This is a genomic window from Marinobacter sp. ELB17, from assembly GCF_000169375.1.
GTDB lineage: Bacteria > Pseudomonadota > Gammaproteobacteria > Pseudomonadales > Oleiphilaceae > Marinobacter.
Map to the genome: position 1 here is coordinate 551,070 of NZ_AAXY01000001.1, position 19,159 is coordinate 570,228.

The 19,159-nt window shown below is 55.3% G+C and carries 15 protein-coding genes and 1 tRNA gene; 15 read left to right on the forward strand and 1 reads right to left on the reverse strand.

Features of this window, described 5'->3' with window-relative positions; all coding sequences use genetic code 11:
• Positions 1–63 precede the first annotated feature (63 nt).
• Both carB and greA read left to right on the forward strand, forming a co-directional pair.
• Positions 64–3,282: a carbamoyl-phosphate synthase large subunit gene (gene carB, locus MELB17_RS02660; protein WP_007348588.1), complete on the forward strand. Its 3,219-nt coding sequence runs from the start codon at positions 64–66 to the stop codon at positions 3,280–3,282.
• Between the two features lie 4 nt (positions 3,283–3,286).
• Entirely contained in the window at positions 3,287–3,766 is a 480-nt protein-coding gene (gene greA, locus MELB17_RS02665; RefSeq protein WP_083796330.1) for a transcription elongation factor GreA, read from the forward strand.
• 86 nt (positions 3,767–3,852) lie between these two features.
• On the opposite strand, the gene yhbY is transcribed toward greA, so the two are convergent.
• Positions 3,853–4,164: a ribosome assembly RNA-binding protein YhbY gene (yhbY, locus tag MELB17_RS02670; protein WP_007348590.1), complete on the reverse strand. Its 312-nt coding sequence runs from the start codon at positions 4,162–4,164 to the stop codon at positions 3,853–3,855.
• 374 nt (positions 4,165–4,538) lie between these two features.
• Here yhbY and ftsH point away from each other — a divergent pair, with 374 nt between their 5' ends.
• The 13 genes from ftsH to pnp all read left to right on the forward strand — a co-directional run bounded on the left by ftsH (position 4,539) and on the right by pnp (position 19,063).
• Positions 4,539–6,503, forward strand: a complete 1,965-nt coding sequence (ftsH, locus tag MELB17_RS02675; RefSeq protein ID WP_157133230.1) for an ATP-dependent zinc metalloprotease FtsH — start codon at positions 4,539–4,541, stop codon at positions 6,501–6,503.
• Between the two features lie 99 nt (positions 6,504–6,602).
• Positions 6,603–7,433 carry a dihydropteroate synthase gene (gene folP, locus MELB17_RS02680; protein WP_007348592.1) on the forward strand — a complete coding sequence of 277 codons (831 nt, stop codon included), beginning with the start codon at positions 6,603–6,605 and terminating at the stop codon, positions 7,431–7,433.
• On the forward strand, positions 7,433–8,776 hold the full coding sequence (glmM, locus tag MELB17_RS02685) for a phosphoglucosamine mutase (RefSeq protein WP_007348593.1): 1,344 nt from the start codon (positions 7,433–7,435) through the stop codon (positions 8,774–8,776). Before folP ends, glmM begins: the two co-directional genes overlap by 1 nt.
• A 105-nt stretch (positions 8,777–8,881) precedes the next feature.
• The gene (gene tpiA / locus MELB17_RS02690; protein WP_083796332.1) at positions 8,882–9,640 is read left to right on the forward strand and encodes a triose-phosphate isomerase; all 759 of its coding nucleotides are present in this window, start codon (positions 8,882–8,884) and stop codon (positions 9,638–9,640) included.
• Positions 9,641–9,658: 18 nt separating this feature from the next.
• Positions 9,659–10,012, forward strand: a complete 354-nt coding sequence (gene secG, locus MELB17_RS02695; RefSeq protein WP_007348595.1) for a preprotein translocase subunit SecG — start codon at positions 9,659–9,661, stop codon at positions 10,010–10,012.
• Between the two features lie 7 nt (positions 10,013–10,019).
• Positions 10,020–10,104: transfer RNA gene (locus MELB17_RS02700), tRNA-Leu, on the forward strand.
• Between the two features lie 317 nt (positions 10,105–10,421).
• Positions 10,422–10,883, forward strand: coding sequence for a ribosome maturation factor RimP (rimP, locus tag MELB17_RS02705; RefSeq protein ID WP_007348596.1), 462 nt, complete (start codon positions 10,422–10,424; stop codon positions 10,881–10,883).
• A 103-nt stretch (positions 10,884–10,986) separates the two neighbouring features.
• Positions 10,987–12,480, forward strand: coding sequence for a transcription termination factor NusA (nusA, locus tag MELB17_RS02710; protein ID WP_007348597.1), 1,494 nt, complete (start codon positions 10,987–10,989; stop codon positions 12,478–12,480).
• A gap of 18 nt (positions 12,481–12,498) precedes the next feature.
• Positions 12,499–15,024 carry a translation initiation factor IF-2 gene (infB, locus tag MELB17_RS02715; RefSeq protein WP_007348598.1) on the forward strand — a complete coding sequence of 842 codons (2,526 nt, stop codon included), beginning with the start codon at positions 12,499–12,501 and terminating at the stop codon, positions 15,022–15,024.
• 15 nt (positions 15,025–15,039) lie between these two features.
• Positions 15,040–15,498, forward strand: a complete 459-nt coding sequence (rbfA, locus tag MELB17_RS02720; RefSeq protein ID WP_007348599.1) for a 30S ribosome-binding factor RbfA — start codon at positions 15,040–15,042, stop codon at positions 15,496–15,498.
• Positions 15,495–16,424, forward strand: coding sequence for a tRNA pseudouridine(55) synthase TruB (gene truB / locus MELB17_RS02725; protein ID WP_007348600.1), 930 nt, complete (start codon positions 15,495–15,497; stop codon positions 16,422–16,424). Before rbfA ends, truB begins: the two co-directional genes overlap by 4 nt.
• A 76-nt stretch (positions 16,425–16,500) precedes the next feature.
• Positions 16,501–16,770 carry a 30S ribosomal protein S15 gene (gene rpsO, locus MELB17_RS02730; protein WP_007348601.1) on the forward strand — a complete coding sequence of 90 codons (270 nt, stop codon included), beginning with the start codon at positions 16,501–16,503 and terminating at the stop codon, positions 16,768–16,770.
• Between the two features lie 172 nt (positions 16,771–16,942).
• The gene (pnp, locus tag MELB17_RS02735) at positions 16,943–19,063 is read left to right on the forward strand and encodes a polyribonucleotide nucleotidyltransferase (protein WP_007348602.1); all 2,121 of its coding nucleotides are present in this window, start codon (positions 16,943–16,945) and stop codon (positions 19,061–19,063) included.
• Positions 19,064–19,159 lie beyond the last annotated feature (96 nt).

Here is a 19,159-nt window from a genome sequence, read left to right on the forward strand (position 1 = left end):
GCGCAAAAAGGCGCTGCGCACCGCGCTGCAAGAAATTAAAGTTGCTGACAGGTTGACCAAGACATGCCAAAACGTACCGACATTAAAAGTATCCTGATCCTGGGAGCCGGCCCCATCGTGATCGGGCAGGCGTGTGAATTCGACTATTCCGGCGCTCAGGCCTGTAAGGCTCTGCGCGAGGAGGGCTACCGGGTGATACTGGTTAACTCCAACCCGGCAACCATTATGACCGACCCGGCCATGGCCGATGCCACCTACATCGAGCCGATTATCTGGTCAACGGTTGCCAAGATTATCGAAAAAGAAAAGCCCGATGCCCTGCTGCCGACCATGGGCGGGCAAACCGCGTTGAACTGTGCGCTGGATCTGGAAAAGCACGGCGTACTGGCTAAATACGGCGTTGAAATGATCGGTGCCAACGCCGATACCATCGACAAAGCTGAAGACCGCAGTCGTTTTGACAAGGCTATGAAATCCATTGGCCTTGAATGTCCCCGTGCCGACATTGCTCACAATCTGGAAGAAGCCCATCGCATTGCCGACAACGTTGGCTTTCCGTGCATCATCCGTCCCTCTTTCACCATGGGCGGCTCCGGCGGCGGTATTGCGTACAATCGTGGAGAGTTCGAAGAAATCTGCATTCGCGGGCTGGATCTGTCGCCCACCAGCGAACTGCTGATCGATGAATCTCTGATCGGTTGGAAAGAATACGAAATGGAAGTGGTGCGCGACAAAAACGATAACTGCATTATCGTTTGTGCCATTGAAAACTTTGACGCTATGGGCGTGCACACCGGTGACTCCATTACCGTGGCACCGGCGCAAACCCTCACCGACAAAGAATACCAAATCATGCGTAACGCCTCGCTGGCGGTTCTGCGTGAAATCGGTGTGGAAACGGGCGGCTCCAACGTGCAGTTTGGCATTCATCCGGACACCGGCCGCATGGTGGTGATCGAGATGAATCCGCGGGTGTCGCGCTCCTCGGCGCTGGCGTCTAAGGCCACCGGCTTTCCCATTGCCAAAGTGGCGGCCAAGCTGGCGATCGGTTACACCCTGGACGAGTTGAAGAACGACATCACCGGTGGTATTACCCCCGCTTCGTTCGAGCCCAGCATTGATTACGTGGTGACCAAGATTCCACGGTTCACCTTTGAAAAATTCCCCCAGGCCGACGCCCGCCTGACCACCCAGATGAAATCGGTGGGTGAGGTGATGGCCATTGGCCGCACCTTCCAGGAATCGTTGCAGAAAGCTCTGCGCGGCCTTGAAGTAGGCTCTGACGGCTTTGATGAAATGCTGTCGGAATTTGACAGCGAAGAAAGCCGGCAAACGTTAACCCGCGAGTTGAATGTGCCCGGTGCCGAGCGCATCTGGTACATCGGTGATGCCTTCCGCGCGGGCCAGAGTGTGGCGGATATATTTCGCCAGACCCACGTAGACCCCTGGTACCTGGTGCAGATTGAAGACCTGGTTAAAGAAGAGAAGGCGCTGCAGGCGTCTGGCAAGGCCGAGCTGGACCACGCTACCCTGTTTCGCTTGAAGCGCAAGGGGTTCTCCGACGCGCGCCTGGCGAAGCTGATGGGCGTGAAAGAAGATGCCTTCCGCGCCAGGCGCCACGGGCTGGGTATTCGCCCCGTGTATAAGCGTGTAGACACCTGTGCTGCGGAATTTGCCTCAGACACGGCCTACATGTATTCCAGCTATGAAGAAGAATGCGAGTCAAACCCGACTGACCGTGAAAAGATCGTGGTCATTGGCGGTGGCCCTAACCGTATTGGTCAGGGCATCGAGTTTGATTACTGTTGCGTACATGCGGCTCTGGCGATGCGTGAAGATGGTTATGAAACCATCATGATCAACTGCAACCCGGAAACCGTGTCGACCGATTACGACACCTCTGACCGCTTGTATTTTGAGCCGATCACCCTGGAAGACGTGCTGGAAATTATCCACGTTGAAAAACCCAAGGGTGTGATTGTGCAGTACGGTGGTCAAACCCCGTTGAAGCTGGCCCGCGGCCTGGAAGCCGCTGGCGTGCCCATTATCGGCACCAGCCCGGACGCCATTGACTGCGCCGAAGACCGCGAGCGTTTCCAGAAGCTGATTGCGGGCCTGGGCCTGAAACAGCCCGAAAACGCAACCGTGCGCAGCCACGAAGAAGGCGTTATTGCCGCCCGCAAGATTGGGTATCCGCTGGTGGTCCGCCCGTCTTACGTGCTGGGCGGCCGCGCCATGGAAATCGTCTATGGCGAGGACGAGCTTGAGCGTTATATGCGCAGTGCTGTGCTGGTATCCAACGACAGCCCGGTATTGCTGGACCACTTTCTGAACGCCGCAATTGAGGTGGATATAGACGCCATCTGCGACGGCAAAGACGTGGTCATTGGCGGTATCATGCAGCACATAGAGCAGGCTGGCATTCACTCCGGTGACTCGGCGTGTTCATTGCCGCCCTACAGCTTGCCCGCAGATGTTCAGAACGCCATGCGCGACGCCGTCAAACAGATGGCCCTGGCGTTGAAAGTGGTCGGTCTGATGAACGTGCAGCTGGCATGGCAAGACGGCGACATTTACGTGATTGAAGTGAACCCCCGTGCGTCGCGTACCGTGCCGTTTGTGTCTAAGGCCATTGGCGTGTCTTTGGCCAAAGTGGCCGCTCGTGTTATGGCGGGCACATCGTTGGCGGACCAAGGTTTTACCCAGGAAATTATACCGGCGCATTACTCGGTGAAAGAGTCGGTGTTCCCGTTCAACAAGTTCCCAGCGGTTGACCCGATTCTTGGGCCGGAAATGAAGTCCACCGGCGAGGTGATGGGGATTGGCGACAGCTTTGACGAAGCCTTCGGCAAAGCCGTGCTGGCCGCTGGCGAGCGCCTGCCATCCACGGGCGTTGCCTTCATGTCACTGCGCGATGTCGACAAGCATGGCGCCGAGCACGTAGCGCGTTCGCTGGTTGACTGTGGTTTCAAAATAATTGCAACCACCGGCACCGCCGCAGCCTTGCGTAAAGCGGGCGTAGAGGTAGCGTTGGTGAACAAGGTTCACGAAGGTCGCCCGCACATTGTGGATGCCATCAAAAATGGCAATGTCCAGCTGGTGATCAATACCACCGAGGGCCGTAAAGCGGTGTCGGATTCGTCCCAGATCCGCCAGTCCGCGTTGCAGGCTAAAATCAGTTACACCACCACCCTGGCAGGTGGCGAAGCCTTCTGTCGGGCCATCAAGTTTGGTCCGGAGCGTACGGTTCGCCGCCTTCAGGATTTGCACTCAGGAAAATAAGATTATGTCGGCAAGAGTACCAATGACCACGTTGGGCGAAGCACGCCTGCGTGCCGAGTTGCAGAAGCTGAAATCGGAAGATCGTCCGCGCGTCATCGCATCCATCGCTACCGCACGTGAGCACGGCGATCTGAAGGAAAACGCGGAATACCACGCCGCCCGTGATCAGCAAAGTTTTATTGAAGGCCGGATTCAGGAAATTGAAGGTAAGCTCGGTGGCGCTCAGGTGATTGATGTCACCACTATCGAAAACACCGGTAAAGTAATTTTCGGCACCACCGTTCATCTGCTGAATACGGATACCGATAAACAGGTCGTATACCAGATTGTGGGTGAAGACGAAGCGGATATCAAAGACGGCAAAATTTCGGTGTCGTCACCCATTGCCCGTGCCTTGGTTGGTCGTAGAGCGGGTGAGGTAGTGGCTATTCGCGTGCCGTCTGGCACCGTGGAATATGAAATTGAAGAGGTTGAGTACATCTGATCAGCGATGTGGCTGACACAAAAAAGCCGGTCTGGAATTCCCGACCGGCTTTTTTGTGTCAGCTGTTTGCGCAACCTGCACGTTGGTCAGTGCTTAAGGCGCAGCAAGTTAGACAGTTTGGGATTGGGTTTCTCGGCGCGGCGCAAAATCACTGCAATTTTACCAATGGTCTGAACGACTTCAGCCTTGGCGCCCGTGCACAGTTCGGTCACTGCCTGCTGGCGTGTTTCGCGATCCTGGCTGGCGATTTTTATCTTGATCAGTTCGTGGTCGTTCAATGCCCGCTCCAGTTCTTCCTGAAGGTTTTCGGTCAGGCCCTTGTCACCTACAATAATGACCGGTTTAAGATTGTGGGCGATCGCCCGGTATTCCCGGCGCTGTTCTGGTGAAAGGCTCATGATGCAATCTCTTTCTAGCGGCAATTAACAAAAGGTCAGCACTCGTTGTGCTGCCGTCAACGTATAATGTCCAGATTGTAGCAGAAAGTGCAGTGGGAAAAATCGCCGTTAACACTTATCGCCCGGGCCTTTTGCCCATCAGTGGAACGATACCTGCTTCAATCAGTCAATTCCTTTGGGGATGGTATTGCAATTCGTTATCAAGTCCCCCACTTAGAGACTTCAGATGCTTCGGTTGCTGGCACCCGCAGCCAGAAGCGACCAGCAAGTTTGGTGGCAGCAAGGCCATTTCTGGTGAACGGCCGTAGAAATGGTGTAAAGTGGCGAAAAAGGGCGTGCCATGGCGCAGCCCGGCAATTTATAGGTGGTGATCCTTGAACAATATGGCAAAAAATCTGGTTTTATGGCTGGTAATAGCCGCAGTGCTACTGATGGTGTTTCAGAACTTCACTCCTACCACCAGTGGCCAACAAGTCAACTACTCCCAGTTTGTGGAGATGGTTCAACAGGGCCGTGTAAACCAGGTCACGATTGACGGTCTGAAGATTGAGGGTACACGCCCCGACGGTTCACAGTTCCAGACCGTCCGCCCGCAAGTGGCTGACAACAAACTGATGGATGACTTGCTGGCCAACAGCGTTGAGGTGATCGGTAAAGAGCCCGAGCGCCAGAGCCTGTGGACCCAATTGCTGGTCGCCGCATTCCCGATTTTGATTATTATTGCGCTTTTCGTATTCTTTATGCGGCAAATGCAGGGTGGTGCCGGTGGTAAGGGCGGCCCAATGTCGTTTGGTAAGAGCAAAGCTCGCCTGATGAGCGAAGACCAGATTAAAAACACCTTTGCGGATGTTGCAGGTGTAGACGAAGCCAAAGAAGACGTAAAAGAACTGGTGGATTTCTTACGTGATCCCAGTCGATTCCAGCGCCTGGGCGGCCGGATTCCCCGTGGCGTTCTGATGATCGGTCCTCCGGGCACGGGCAAAACCTTGCTGGCAAAAGCCATCGCCGGTGAGGCCAAGGTGCCATTCTTCTCGATCTCCGGTTCAGATTTTGTCGAAATGTTCGTCGGCGTGGGTGCATCCCGTGTACGCGACATGTTCGAGCAGGCCAAGAAGCAAAGCCCGTGTATCATTTTTATTGACGAGATTGATGCGGTCGGTCGCCACCGTGGCGCCGGCATGGGCGGCGGGCACGACGAGCGTGAGCAAACGCTGAACCAGTTACTGGTTGAAATGGACGGGTTTGAGGGTAACGAAGGCGTTATCGTGATTGCCGCCACCAACCGCCCGGACGTTCTAGACCCTGCGTTGCTGCGCCCTGGCCGTTTTGACCGTCAGGTGATGGTGAGCCTGCCAGACATTCTGGGCCGCGAGCAGATCTTGAAAGTACACATGAAGAAAGTACCGCTGGATGACGACATCAATCCTGCCGTTATTGCTCGTGGTACGCCTGGCTTCTCCGGTGCCGACCTGGCTAACTTGGTGAACGAGGCAGCGCTCTTCGCAGCCCGTCGCAACAAGCGTTTGGTGTCTATGGAAGAGCTGGAACTGGCGAAAGACAAAATCATGATGGGCGCGGAACGCAAGTCCATGGTGATGAACGAAAAAGAGAAACTGAACACCGCGTATCATGAATCTGGTCACGCCATTGTCGGGCGCCTGATGCCAGAGCACGATCCCGTGTATAAAGTGAGTATCATCCCTCGCGGCCGTGCTTTGGGTGTGACTATGTTCTTGCCGGAGGAAGACAGGTACAGCCATTCCAAGCGTTTCCTCCATAGCCAGATCAGCAGTTTGTTTGGTGGCCGCATCGCCGAAGAGCTGACATTGGGCGCAGACGGTGTCACCACCGGTGCCTCCAATGACATTGAGCGGGCGACCAGTCTGGCTCGCAACATGGTGACCCGCTGGGGGCTGTCGGAAAAGCTGGGTCCGCTGCAGTACGGTAGTGAGAATGACGAACCGTTCCTGGGGCGTACCGCTGGGCAACATCAAACCGTGTACTCGCCGGAAACCGCGCAGCGTATCGATGAAGAAGTGCGTAACATCATTGATACCTGTTACGAGACCGCCCGCAACGTATTGGTCGAGAATCGCGATAAGCTGGACTTGATGGCCGAAGCTCTGATGAAGTACGAGACTATTGATCGGCTCCAGATCGACGATATCATGGAAGGCCGTGATGCCCGTACGCCAAAAGGCTGGGACGATCGGGGTGGTTCTTCGGGTGGCGAGGCTACTTCAATCGACAAAGAAGATACTTCCACCGAAGGCAAAGTTAATGGCAAAGCGAGCGACGATTCTCATGGTGGCGTTGGCCGCCCGGCGGGAGAGCACTGAGCGATCTGTAACGCGCTAGTGAGGAAGAAGTAAAAACGCCGCCCGCTCTAGGGCGGCGTTTTTCATTGTAAGACCCCCAAATTATTTGCCGAGGTTGGAATGAAGATGAATTTTGCCGGGCGCACGCTGGACATGACTCAGTGCCACGTAATGGGCGTGCTGAATGTAACGCCTGATTCGTTTTCCGACGGTGGTCGGTTTGATCGCCCGCAGCAGGCTCTGGTCCACGCCCGCCAAATGGTTGAAGACGGCGCCAGTTTTATTGATGTGGGCGGCGAATCGACCCGCCCTGGTGCCAAACCTGTCAGCCTGCAACAAGAGCTGGACCGGGTGTGCCCGGTGGTAGAGGCCATCGCCGGCGAACTGGATGTGGTGATTTCCATAGACACCAGCTCGCCGCAGGTGATGACTCAAGCTGCGGCCCTGGGTGCCGGGCTGATTAATGACGTGCGAGCACTAACCCGTGAAGGCGCCTTGCAGGCTGCCGCAAACACCGGTTTGCCGGTGTGCCTGATGCACAGCCAGGGCGAGCCGGATACCATGCAGAACAACCCGCAGTATCAGGATGTGTGCGCACAGGTCAGTTTGTTTCTGGCACAGCGAATACTCGCGGCACAGGGCGCCGGCATTGATTCTTCAAGAATCATGCTGGATCTGGGCGTCGGTTTTGGCAAAAGCCTGGAGCATAATTTGCAGCTGCTTGCGCGGGCAGAGCAATTTACTGTATTGGGGTACCCTCTGTTGTTGGGGCTGTCGCGCAAATCTATTTTGGGTGCTATTACCGGTCGCAATGTGGAAGAAAGGTTGCCGGCAAGCCTTGCTGCCGCGACAATATGTGCCATGAAAGGCGCGAGTGTTGTGCGTGTGCATGACGTTCGGGAAACGGTAGATGTCGTTAAAATGGCGGCGGCGATCAAAGGAGCGGTGTAATGTCAGGCAGGCAGTATTTTGGTACCGATGGAATTCGCGGCCACGTCGGTGAGGGCCCTATTACTCCTGAGTTCATGCTGCGTTTGGGGTGGGCTGCAGGCCAGGCGTTTAAACGCGAAGGCCAGCGCAACAGCGTGATGATCGGCAAAGACACCCGGCTGTCCGGCTACATGTTTGAATCTGCGCTGGAGGCCGGCCTGGCTGCTGCCGGGGTAGACGTAAAGCTGCTGGGCCCCATGCCAACACCGGCTATCGCCTACCTTACGCGCACATTCCGCGCTTCGGCCGGTATTGTGATCAGTGCTTCGCACAATCCCCATTACGACAACGGTATCAAGTTCTTCTCGGCAGATGGCACCAAGCTGGATGACGCCTTGGAAGCCGAAATCGAGCACTGGCTGGAACAACCGCTGACGGTGTGTGATTCGGCAGAACTCGGCAAAGCGTCGCGCATTGATGACGCCCCCGGCCGCTACATAGAATTCTGTAAAAGTACCGTGCCCAATGAATTTTCTCTGGAAGGCATGAGCATTGTTTTGGACTGCGCTCACGGAGCTACCTATCACGTTGCGCCAAAAGTGTTTCGTGAGTTGGGAGCGAACGTATCGGTGATTGGTGCAGCACCCGATGGTCTTAATATTAACCTCAATGTGGGCTCCACCCACCTTGCAGGTTTGAGTCAGGCGGTTCTAGACAGAAAAGCTGATCTGGGGATAGCCTTTGATGGCGACGGCGACCGCGTGCTTATGGTCGACCGTGACGGGTCCGAAGTAGACGGCGATGAGCTGCTGTATGTGATTGCCTCACAGCGCTATGCCGAAGGCCGCCTGAAAGGCGGTGTGGTGGGTACCCTGATGACCAATCTTGGCGTTGAGCTGGCCTTGAAGGAGCTGGGGATTGAGTTCGAGCGCGCCAACGTGGGTGATCGCTACGTAATGGAGCGCCTGTTGGCGAAGGGCTGGGTGCTGGGTGGCGAAGGTTCCGGTCACATGGTCATCCGTGACTGTACCAGCACCGGCGACGGCATTGTGTCGGCGCTTCAGGTGATGCTCGCTATCTGGAAATCAGGTAAAACCCTGGCTGAAATTCGCCGGGGCATGAGCAAACTGCCGCAGACCATGATCAATGTGCGAGTGACCAAGCGCTTCAATCCGCTTGAGCGTGAAGATATTGTGGCCGCCGTAAGTCGCGCCGAAGCCGAACTCGGCGGCGACGGCCGGGTGTTGTTGCGGGCATCTGGCACCGAGCCGCTGATTCGAGTCATGACAGAAGGCCAGGATGCTGAGGTGATTGAACGCATTGCCCGACAATTAGCGAAGGTGGTGGAAAGCTCGATTGCCTGATCAGAGTCGGCGGCAAGCAGTTGTTTGGCCTTGGGGTGTGGGGTATAGTTCGCCTCTCTTTTCGGCGGACTCACGCCGCCGCTTGCGAATGAATAAAGGTGTGTTATGCGTCGTCGCATTGTAGCCGGAAATTGGAAAATGAACGGGTCCCAAAGCCTGGTCAACGAGTTGGTTGGCCTGGTTGCACAGCAGGTGCGCGAATTGGGTATGGAAGCGGTTGTTTTCCCGCCCGCGCTCTATGTTTCCGCGGTGATTCAGGCTGCTGATAACGCAATGGCAGTGGGCGTGCAAAATGTCAGTGAAAAAGCGCAGGGCGCCTACACCGGCGAGCTTTCCGCGCCTATGGCGGCCGATGTCGGTTGCCGTTATGGTCTGGTGGGCCACTCCGAGCGACGTCAGCTGTTTGGTGAAACCGATGTCCAGGTGGCGGTGAAAACCGAGCAGCTGCTCAGTGCAGGCTTGAACGCCATTGTGTGCGTGGGGGAGACTCTGGAACAACGCGAAGCCGGGCAGGCCGAAGCAACCGTTGCTACCCAAGTGCGTGACGGTTTGAGCAAAGTGACGCCAGAGCAATGGGGGCAGATTGTAGTTGCTTATGAGCCGATTTGGGCCATAGGCACTGGCAAGACAGCCACCGGCGAAGACGCCCAGGCCATGCATAAGGCCATTCGTGGCGTACTGGCAAATATGGGTGCTCCAGCCGAATCCATTTCTTTGCTTTACGGCGGCAGCGTAAAAGCGGATAATGCAGCCGCACTTTTCGCTGAGCCGGATATAGACGGTGGATTGATCGGCGGTGCATCTTTGAGTGCAACAGATTTTGTCAGTATCTGCCAGGCACTGCCGGCAGATACCCATTGTTAAAGGTTTGCGAGCGTCTTTATGGATTTGATGGAAACTTTGATCGTTGTCCTGCACGTGGTTATTGCCGTGGCCCTGGTGGGTCTGGTTCTAATCCAGCAAGGCAAGGGCGCTGACGCCGGTGCAGCCTTTGGTGGCGGAGCGTCGCAGACCGTATTTGGCAGCCAGGGTAGCGGTAGCTTTTTGACCCGCTTCACGACCTTTTTGGCCATTGCGTTTTTTGTAACAAGTTTCTCGTTGGCGATTTTTGCCAAGCAGCGTGCCGAAGTAGCGGGTGAAGCTGGTATTCCGATGGTTCAGGAATCCGCGCCTGCCGCTACAGATCCCGTCAGCGAAACCGACGGCGGGCAGAGTGATCTGCCTGGCCTGGAGTAACCGAATTGCCCAAGTGGTGAAACTGGTAGACACGCCATCTTGAGGGGGTGGTGGCGAAAGCTGTGCCGGTTCGAGTCCGGCCTTGGGCACCATATGCAGTGAAAAAATGGCCTGGTTTTCCAGGCCGTTTTTTTGGTCAGTCCTTGACCAGTGAGGTCTGCGGCTCTATACTCCGCCGCAGATTGGGTGCAGTCGAAGTTTGGCTGGCGTCCGGCAGGCAAAGTGTCTGCTAGCATCAAGCGCTGTTTAATCGTGCTTTTTGCGAGTTCTTGCAACAAACAGCCTTTATATTTTGGGCTGTTTGACTAAGGGGCCTGGCGCATCAGGTCCTGGTGCATGAAAAGGGCTGATACACAGCCCTTTTTTTGTTTTTGTAGTCAGCAAATTCTGAATACGGAGATGGCGTAACTTGTCAGCCAAGATCAAACAGTTGGAAGACATTCTGCGGCCGGTGGTTGAAGGCCTCGGCTATGAATACTGGGGTATTGAATTCCGCGCTCGCGGCCACGAATCATTGTTGCGGCTTTTTATTGATGATGTCGAAAAAGGCATCGGCATTGAAGATTGTGAAAAAGTCAGTCGCCAGGTCAGCAGTGTCATGGATGTGGAAGACCCCATACAGAGCGAATACACGCTAGAGGTGTCATCGCCTGGAATGGATCGCCCGCTGTTCGAATTGGCTCAGTATCAGGCGTTCGTCGGGCACAAAGTGCAAATCCGTTTGCGTATGGCGTTTGAAGGTCGGCGCAAGTTTCAGGGTTTGCTGAACGGTATTGAAGGCGACGATGTGATTGTGGTGGTAGATGACCACGAATTTCTGTTGCCATTCGACAGTATCGACAAGGCGAACATCGTTCCGGTATTCGAGTGACGCGTTCTTTAAGTTGCACGCTATTTGAGTGACATTTTATTTGAGCGATGTCCACGAGTACATTCAATGGACGCACAGAATATTTTGAAGGCAGGGTAATTCAATGAGTAAAGAGATCTTGCTGGTGGTCGAATCCGTCTCGAACGAAAAAGGTGTCGAGAAAGACGTGATTTTTGAAGCCATCGAATTGGCGCTGGCCACCGCCGCCAAAAAACGCTTCGATGACGAAGACGCCGATATCCGGGTTTCGATTGATCGCCGTACCGGCGAATACGATACCTTTCGCCGCTGGCTGGTGGTGGATAATGACGCCGTTCCGGCGCTAGGCACCGAGCTGACCTTTCAGGAAGCTGAAGACATCAGCCCTGACTTGCAGCCTGGCGACATGCACGAAGAACGGATCGACTCGGTCGCGTTCGGCCGCATTGGCGCCCAGGCGGCTAAACAGATCATCTTCCAAAAAGTGCGGGAAGCCGAGCGTACCAAGATTGTAGACAGCTATCGCGGTCGCGTTGGTGAGCTGGTTTCCGGCACAGTAAAGAAAGTGACCCGCGACAACGTGATTGTTGACTTGGGAAATAACGCTGAAGCGTTGCTGCCCCGCGAACACCTGATTGCACGGGAAACTTTCCGCATGGGCGACAGGGTTCGTTCTTTGCTGCTGGAAATCCGCACCGACCACCGCGGCCCGCAGCTGATTTTGAGCCGCTCTGACTCGAAGATGTTGATTGAGCTGTTCCGTATTGAAGTGCCCGAAATTGCTGAAGAGCTGATCGAGATCCGTGGTGCTGCCCGTGACCCCGGCTCGCGCGCAAAAATTGCGGTAAAAACCAACGATCGCCGTATTGATCCGGTAGGCGCTTGCGTAGGCATGCGCGGTTCTCGGGTTCAGGCCGTATCTAACGAGCTGAATGGCGAGCGTGTTGACATAGTGCTGTGGGACGACAACCCCGCGCAACTGGTCATTAACGCCATGGCGCCGGCCGAAGTGGCCTCTATTGTGATGGACGAAGACCGTCACACGATGGACGTAGCGGTTGCAGCGGACAATCTGGCTCAGGCCATTGGCCGTAACGGTCAGAACGTGCGCTTAGCCACCGAGCTAACCGGCTGGACTCTGAACGTAATGACCGAAGAGGAAGCTGGCGAGCGCCAGGAACAAGAGCAGGGCCGCCTGTTGGAGCACTTTACCAAGCATCTGGATATCGACGAAGAATTCGCCGGCGTGCTAATTGATGAAGGCTTTAGCTCAATTGAAGAAGTAGCTTACATTCCGATGGAGGAAATGCTGGCGATTGAGGGATTCGACGAAGAAACCGTCACCGAACTGCGCAAGCGTGCCAAAGACGCATTATTGAATCAGGCTCTGGCCAACGAAGAAGCGTTGGATGGTGCCGAGCCGGCTGAAGATTTGCTGGCAATGGAAGGCATAGACCGCGGCTTGGCGTTCAAGCTCGCAGGCATGGGTATACGCACCATGGAAGATCTGGCGGAGCAGTCGGTTGGTGACTTGCTTGAAATTGAAGGTATGAATGAAGAGCGTGCAGGTCAGTTAATCATGACAGCACGTGCCCCCTGGTTTGAAGACCAGGCCTAATCCGGGAGGAGGACCAGTATGGCGGAAGTAACGGTAAAACAACTGGCCGAAGATGTAGGCGCTCCCGTGGATCGTTTACTGAAGCAGATTGTGGAAGCAGGCTTGAAAGCGCGTTCTGAGAACGATGCGGTTTCCAGTGACGAGAAACAGCAGCTGCTGACGTATCTGCGCAAGAACCACGGTGACAGTGAGGCCGAGCCTCAGAAAATCACCTTGAAGCGCAAAACAACCACCACGTTGAAGGCCGGCAAGGCCAAATCCGTGAGTGTTGAGGTTCGCAAGCACCGCACTTACATCAAGCGCGCCGAAACGCCGCTGGAATCAGCGGAAGAGGCCGTAGTGGAAACGCCGGTAACTCCGGTTGAAGCGACCACAAAGGTTGAAGCACCGGTTGCAGCAACTGAAGCTGTGATTGAAACCAAAGCTGCAGAAACCAAGGCAGAGCAAGTTGCGGCTGAGCCAGTGGACGCGAAGGCAGAAAAGCCGGCCGTAATAGCGCCGGAAGACATGCCGATACCGCCGCCTGAAGGCGATGGTAAAGACCGCAAGCCGAAGAAAAAGAAGGAAAAAGTTCGCGAACGTAGCGACGATACAGATAACGATGACGGCAAGCCGAAGAAGAAATCGGCAGGCCACCGTGGCCCTCGCAGTCGCACTCAGGATTCGCCACGGGCTACTTCGGACGACGAAGACACCAAGCTGCGCAAGCCGCTGCGTTCGAAAAAGAAACCCAAAGAGAAGCAACACGCCTTTGAGAGGCCGACCAAACCTATGGTCAAAGAAGTAGAAGTTCCCGAATTGATCACAGTGGGCGATCTTGCCCATCTCATGTCTGTGAAATCCGCTGACGTGATCAAAACCCTTATGGGTATGGGCGTAATGGCCACTATTAATCAGCCCCTGGAGCAGGAAACTGCAGTCCTTGTGGTGAACGAACTGGGCCATACCGCCAAAGCAATCAGTGACGACGCCTTCGAAGAAGCTGTGCTGAGTGAATTCAGCAGCCAGGAAGGCCAGGAACAAGTTAAACGCGCACCGGTTGTGAGCGTAATGGGTCACGTTGATCATGGTAAAACCTCGTTGCTGGATTACATCCGCCGCACCAAGGTTGCGTCTGGCGAGACTGGCGGTATTACCCAGCACATTGGTGCGTACCACGTAAAAACCGACCACGGCATGGTTTCCTTCCTGGATACCCCGGGCCACGCGGCGTTTACCGCCATGCGTGCTCGCGGCGCCCAGTGTACCGACATCGTGATTTTGGTGGTGGCGTCTGACGACGGCGTTATGCCGCAGACCAAAGAAGCGGTTGAACACGCTCGTGCTGCCGGTGTGCCCATCGTGGTAGCTATTACCAAGATGGACAAAGAAGATGCCGATCTGGATCGCGTCAAAAACGAGTTGTCTGCCATTAACGTGATTCCGGAAGAATGGGGCGGCGATGTACAGTTCGTGCCTATTTCTGCCAAGACCGGTGACGGCGTAGACAATCTGCTGGAAGCAGTATTGCTGCAAGCTGAAATTCTGGAGCTGCAGGCGTCTCCGTCTGCACCCGCCCAAGGCGTTGTGGTTGAATCCAGCCTTGAGCGTGGCCGCGGTTCAGTGGCTACCGTACTGGTTCAGAACGGTACTCTGCGCCAGGGCGATATGGTTGTTGCAGGTTCTTTCTTCGGGAAAGTGCGCGCAATGACCGACGAAGCTGGCAAGCAGGTTAAAGATGCAGGCCCTTCTATTCCGGTAGAGGTTCTGGGCTTGAATGGCACGCCCAACGCTGGCGACGAATTCTTCGTTGTAGCCGATGAGCGCAAGGCCAAAGAGCTGGCTGAGTTCCGCCACGTTCGTGAGCGCGAGCAGCGTTTACAGCGTCAGCAGGCAGCCAAACTGGAAAACCTGTTCGAGAACATGGGCAAAGACCAGGTGAAAACCCTGAACGTGGTATTGAAAACCGACGTTCGTGGTTCGCTGGAAGCCATTACCCGTTCGCTGCAGGATCTGGGCAACGAAGAAGTACAGGTGAAGATTGTATCTTCTGGTGTTGGCGGTATAGCCGAAACCGACATCAGCCTGGCCGTGGCCACCAGTGCCGTGATCTTTGGCTTTAACGTGCGCGCCGATAACGCCGCTAAGCGCCTGGTTGAGCAGGAAGGCCTGGATCTGCGTTACTACAGCATTATCTACAACCTGTTGGACGACGTGAAAGCGGCTCTGACTGGCATGCTGGCACCGGAATTCCGCGAAGACATCATCGGCATTGCCGACGTACGCGACGTGTTCCGTTCGCCGAAGTTTGGCCAGGTGGCCGGTTGTATGGTGACTGAAGGCAACGTGTACCGTAACAAACCGATTCGCGTACTGCGTGACAACGTGGTGATCTTTGAAGGCGAGCTGGAATCCCTGCGCCGCTTCAAAGACGACGTGCCAGAAGTACGTAACGGCATGGAATGCGGTATTGGCGTGAAAGGCTACGACGTGAAAGTGGGCGACCAAATCGAAGTATTCGATCGTATTCGGGTTGAGCGCAAGCTTGAATCCACGGGGGCGTAATGGCTAGGGGGTCCCATGGCTAGAGAATTCAGTCGTATTGATCGCATTGGCGATCAGATGCAGCGAGAACTGGCCCAGCTCATCCAGCGGGAAATTAAAGACCCGCGGGTGGGCATGATTACGGTCAATGCCGTTAAGGTAAGCCGTGATCTGGGTTACGCCGACATTTACGTGTCCTTGCTGACTACTGAAGAGCTTGGCGCAGAGTCGCCAGAGGTGAAAGAATCTCTGGCGGTACTGAACAAGGCATCCGGGTTTTTGCGCGGCCAGGTTGGCCGTGCGATGAAGCTGCGTGTGGTGCCTCTTCTGCGCTTTCACTTTGATGAACTGCAGGGTTACAGCCGCCGGCTGGATGGCCTGATTCGCAAAGCCGTGGGTGATCAGCCCGCGGTAAGTGATGACGGCGATAGCGCTGACAACAGTGCCGCCGATGGCCCTGTTGATGGTCAAAACAATCCGGAGTCCAACGTTTGAGCCGCAGACACAAAGGCCGCGATGTTAATGGTATTTTGGTGATCGACAAACCTCAGGGTTTAACCTCCAATGGCATTTTGCAGCAGGTGAAGCGGTTGTATGGGGCGGCCAAAGCCGGCCACACCGGAGCCTTAGATCCGCTGGCCACCGGTGTATTACCGCTGTGCTTTGGCGAGGCGACCAAGTTTTCGCAGACCATGCTAGACAGCGACAAAGCCTACATTGCGACCGCCCGCTTGGGCGAACGCACCGAAACCGGTGATAGCGAAGGCTCTGTGGTAGAAACCCGGCCCGTGCCGGAAGGCCTGACCGCTGACATTTTAGAGCCCCTGTTGGACCGCTTTCGTGGCGATATCCAGCAGGTGCCTTCTATGTATTCGGCTCTCAAGCACAAGGGCCGCCCGTTGTACGAGTACGCTCGTCAAGGCATTGAAATTGAGCGCCCAGCGCGCCCGGTCACTATTTACAGTTTGGAATTGTTGGCTCTTCGCGATAACGAAATGGACATTGCGGTTAAGTGCACAAAAGGCACCTATATCCGTTCACTGGTGGAAGATATCGGTGAAGCCATTGGTTGTGGCGCCCATGTGATTGCACTGCGCCGTACCCTGGCCGCAGGCTTCACATTGGCCGATGCCCACGACGTACCGGGTATGGAAGCCATGCGCGAGCGTGATGAAAGCCTGGACGGCTTGCTGGTAGCGCCAGACGCGGCACTCAGCATGTTTCCCGAACACCGCCTGAGTGGACCGGTGCTGGTGTCGATATTGAATGGCCAAGCAGTTAGAATAGAAGCACAGCTTGAACAGGGTTACGTGCGCGTTTATGGCAATCAAGACTTTGTTGGGCTGGCAGAAGCATTCCCGGACAGTGAGGGCACCCAGCTGGTGCCCAAGCGTTTGGTTAAAACCGACGGCCGCCGCTAGGCGAGCCGTTTAGCCAAGCTGTAGAGATGCGCGGTTCGGCTGTACTCTTAAGCATCGCAATATATTGAGGTGGTTTATGGCACTTTCTGCCAACGAGAAAGCTCAGATTGTTAAAGATTACCAGCAGGCTGAAAGCGATACCGGTTCTCCTGAAGTTCAGGTAGCACTGCTTAGCGCTAACATCAACAAGCTGCAGGGTCACTTCAAGATCAACAAGCAAGACCACCATTCGCGCCGCGGTCTGATCCGTATGGTAAACCAGCGTCGTAAGCTGCTGGATTACCTGAAAGGCAAGAATGCTGATCGTTATCTTGAGCTGATCAAGCGTTTGGCTCTGCGTCGCTAATCTGTTTCGACGGCCTGAGAGCTGGGGCATGGTTATTTGCCCTGGCTGACCAACCGGCGGTGGTGCTTGCAAGAGCGCTACCGCCGGTTGTGTTTTTTTGTGTAGCGCAGAACAGCAGTTACCCACATGGGTGAGTAACTGAATCAATCGGAAAGATATTCAGGAGTTTTTTGTGGAACCTAAACCCGTAACTAAAACGTTCGAACTTGGTGGTAAAACCGTTACTTTGGAAACTGGCCGTATTGCTCGTCAGGCCACCGGTGCCGTACTCGTAACCATCGACGATATTTCTGTGCTGGGCACCGTTGTAGGTGCCAAAGAAGCCAAGCCCGGTCAGGGCTTTTTTCCGCTGACCGTTAACTACACCGAAAAAACCTACTCTGTGGGTAAAATTCCCGGTGGATTCTTTAAGCGTGAAGCGCGTCCTACCGAAAAAGAGACGCTGACGTCACGCCTGATCGACCGTCCGATTCGTCCGCTGTTTCCCAATGGCTTCATGAACGAAGTTCAGGTTGTGCTGACCGTTATGTCCGCCAACAAAACTCAGGATCCGGACATTGCTGCCATGCTGGCGGCTTCTGCGGCCCTGGCTATTTCTGGCATTCCATTTGAAGGCCCCATTGGTGCTTCCCGCGTTGGCTTTACCAACGAGCGTGGCTACTTCCTGAACCCGACTCACGAAGAGCGTTCAACCTCGCTGCTGGACATGATTGTTGCCGGCACCGAAGACGCCGTGCTGATGGTGGAGTCCCAAGCCCAAAGCCTGACTGAAGACCAAATGCTGGGCGCCGTGCTGTTTGCCCACCAGGAAATGCAGACTGCCGTTAGCGGCATTAAAGAATTTGCCGCTGAAATTGGCAAGCCCCGCTGGGAATGGCAGGCTGAAGCCGTAAACGCCGAACTGATGGGCGCGATCAAGGCTGACTTCGCTGATGCTATCGCAGAGGCCTACAGCATCCGCGATAAGATGGACCGTTACGCGCGGCTCGGCGAGATCAAAGCCGCCGCCGTTGCAAAACTGGCCGGTGACGAAGAAGGCAAGCACTCCGCTGAAGACGTCAAAAAATGCTTTGGTAAAACCGAAAAGCACGTTGTTCGCCAGCAAGTTATTGACGGCAAGCCGCGTATTGACGGCCGCGACACCAAAACCGTGCGCCCGATCAAAATCGAAGTGGGCATTCTGCCGGGTGCTCACGGCTCTGCGCTGTTCACCCGTGGCGAAACCCAGGCCATCGTGACCACCACGCTGGGTACGTCGCGCGACATGCAGATTATTGACGCGCTGGAAGGCGAAAGCAAAGACCCGTTCCTGTTCCATTACAACTTCCCTCCGTACTCCGTTGGCGAAGCTGGCCGTATGATGGGCCCCGGCCGTCGTGAAATTGGTCACGGACGCCTGGCCAAGCGTGGCCTTCTGGCCGTAATGCCAACGGTTGAAGAGTTCCCGTACACTATTCGTGCGGTGTCTGAAATCACCGAATCCAACGGTTCCAGCTCTATGGCATCGGTGTGTGGTTCCAGTCTGGCACTGATGGACGCAGGTGTGCCTATCAAGTCTGCCGTGGCCGGTATTGCCATGGGTCTGGTTAAAGAAGGTGACAAGTTCGCCATCCTGACCGACATCCTGGGCGATGAAGATCACCTTGGCGACATGGACTTCAAAGTAGCCGGTACCAAAGAAGGTATCACCGCGCTGCAGATGGACATCAAGATCAACGGCATCACCGACGAGATCATGGAACTGGCCCTGGAGCAAGCCTACGGCGCTCGCCAGCATATCCTTGGCGAGATGAACAAGGTGATTGCGGCTTCGCGTACCGAGCTTTCATCACGTGCGCCTAGCATCACCACCATCAAGATCAACCCGGAGAAAATCCGTGACGTGATCGGCAAGGGCGGTTCTACCATCCGTTCTATCTGTGAAGAAACCGGTGCGTCTATTGATCTGGACGATGACGGCAACGTGAAAATCTACGCCGACAACATGGAAGCGGCACAGGCTGCGGTTAAGCGGGTCATGGAAATTACCGCTGAAATCGAAGTGGGTGCTATCTACCAGGGTCGCGTTGAGCGCATCGTCGACTTCGGCGCGTTTGTAAACATTCTGCCGGGCAAAGATGGCCTGGTACACATCTCTCAGATTTCTGACCGTCGCATTGAAAACGTGACCGACGAGCTGAAGGAAGGCCAGGAAGTTCTGGTTAAAGTGCTGGATGTCGACAACCGTGGCCGCGTTAAGCTGTCTATGAAGGAAGTGAAAGAAGGCGAAAAGCCGACTGACCTCTCTGCCTGATAGTTTGATGGCGTGGGGACAACTGAGGGGACAACTGAGGGGACATTCGTGGGGACAGACTGAAGTCTGTCCCCAGTCCTCATCTTGTTAGCTTGG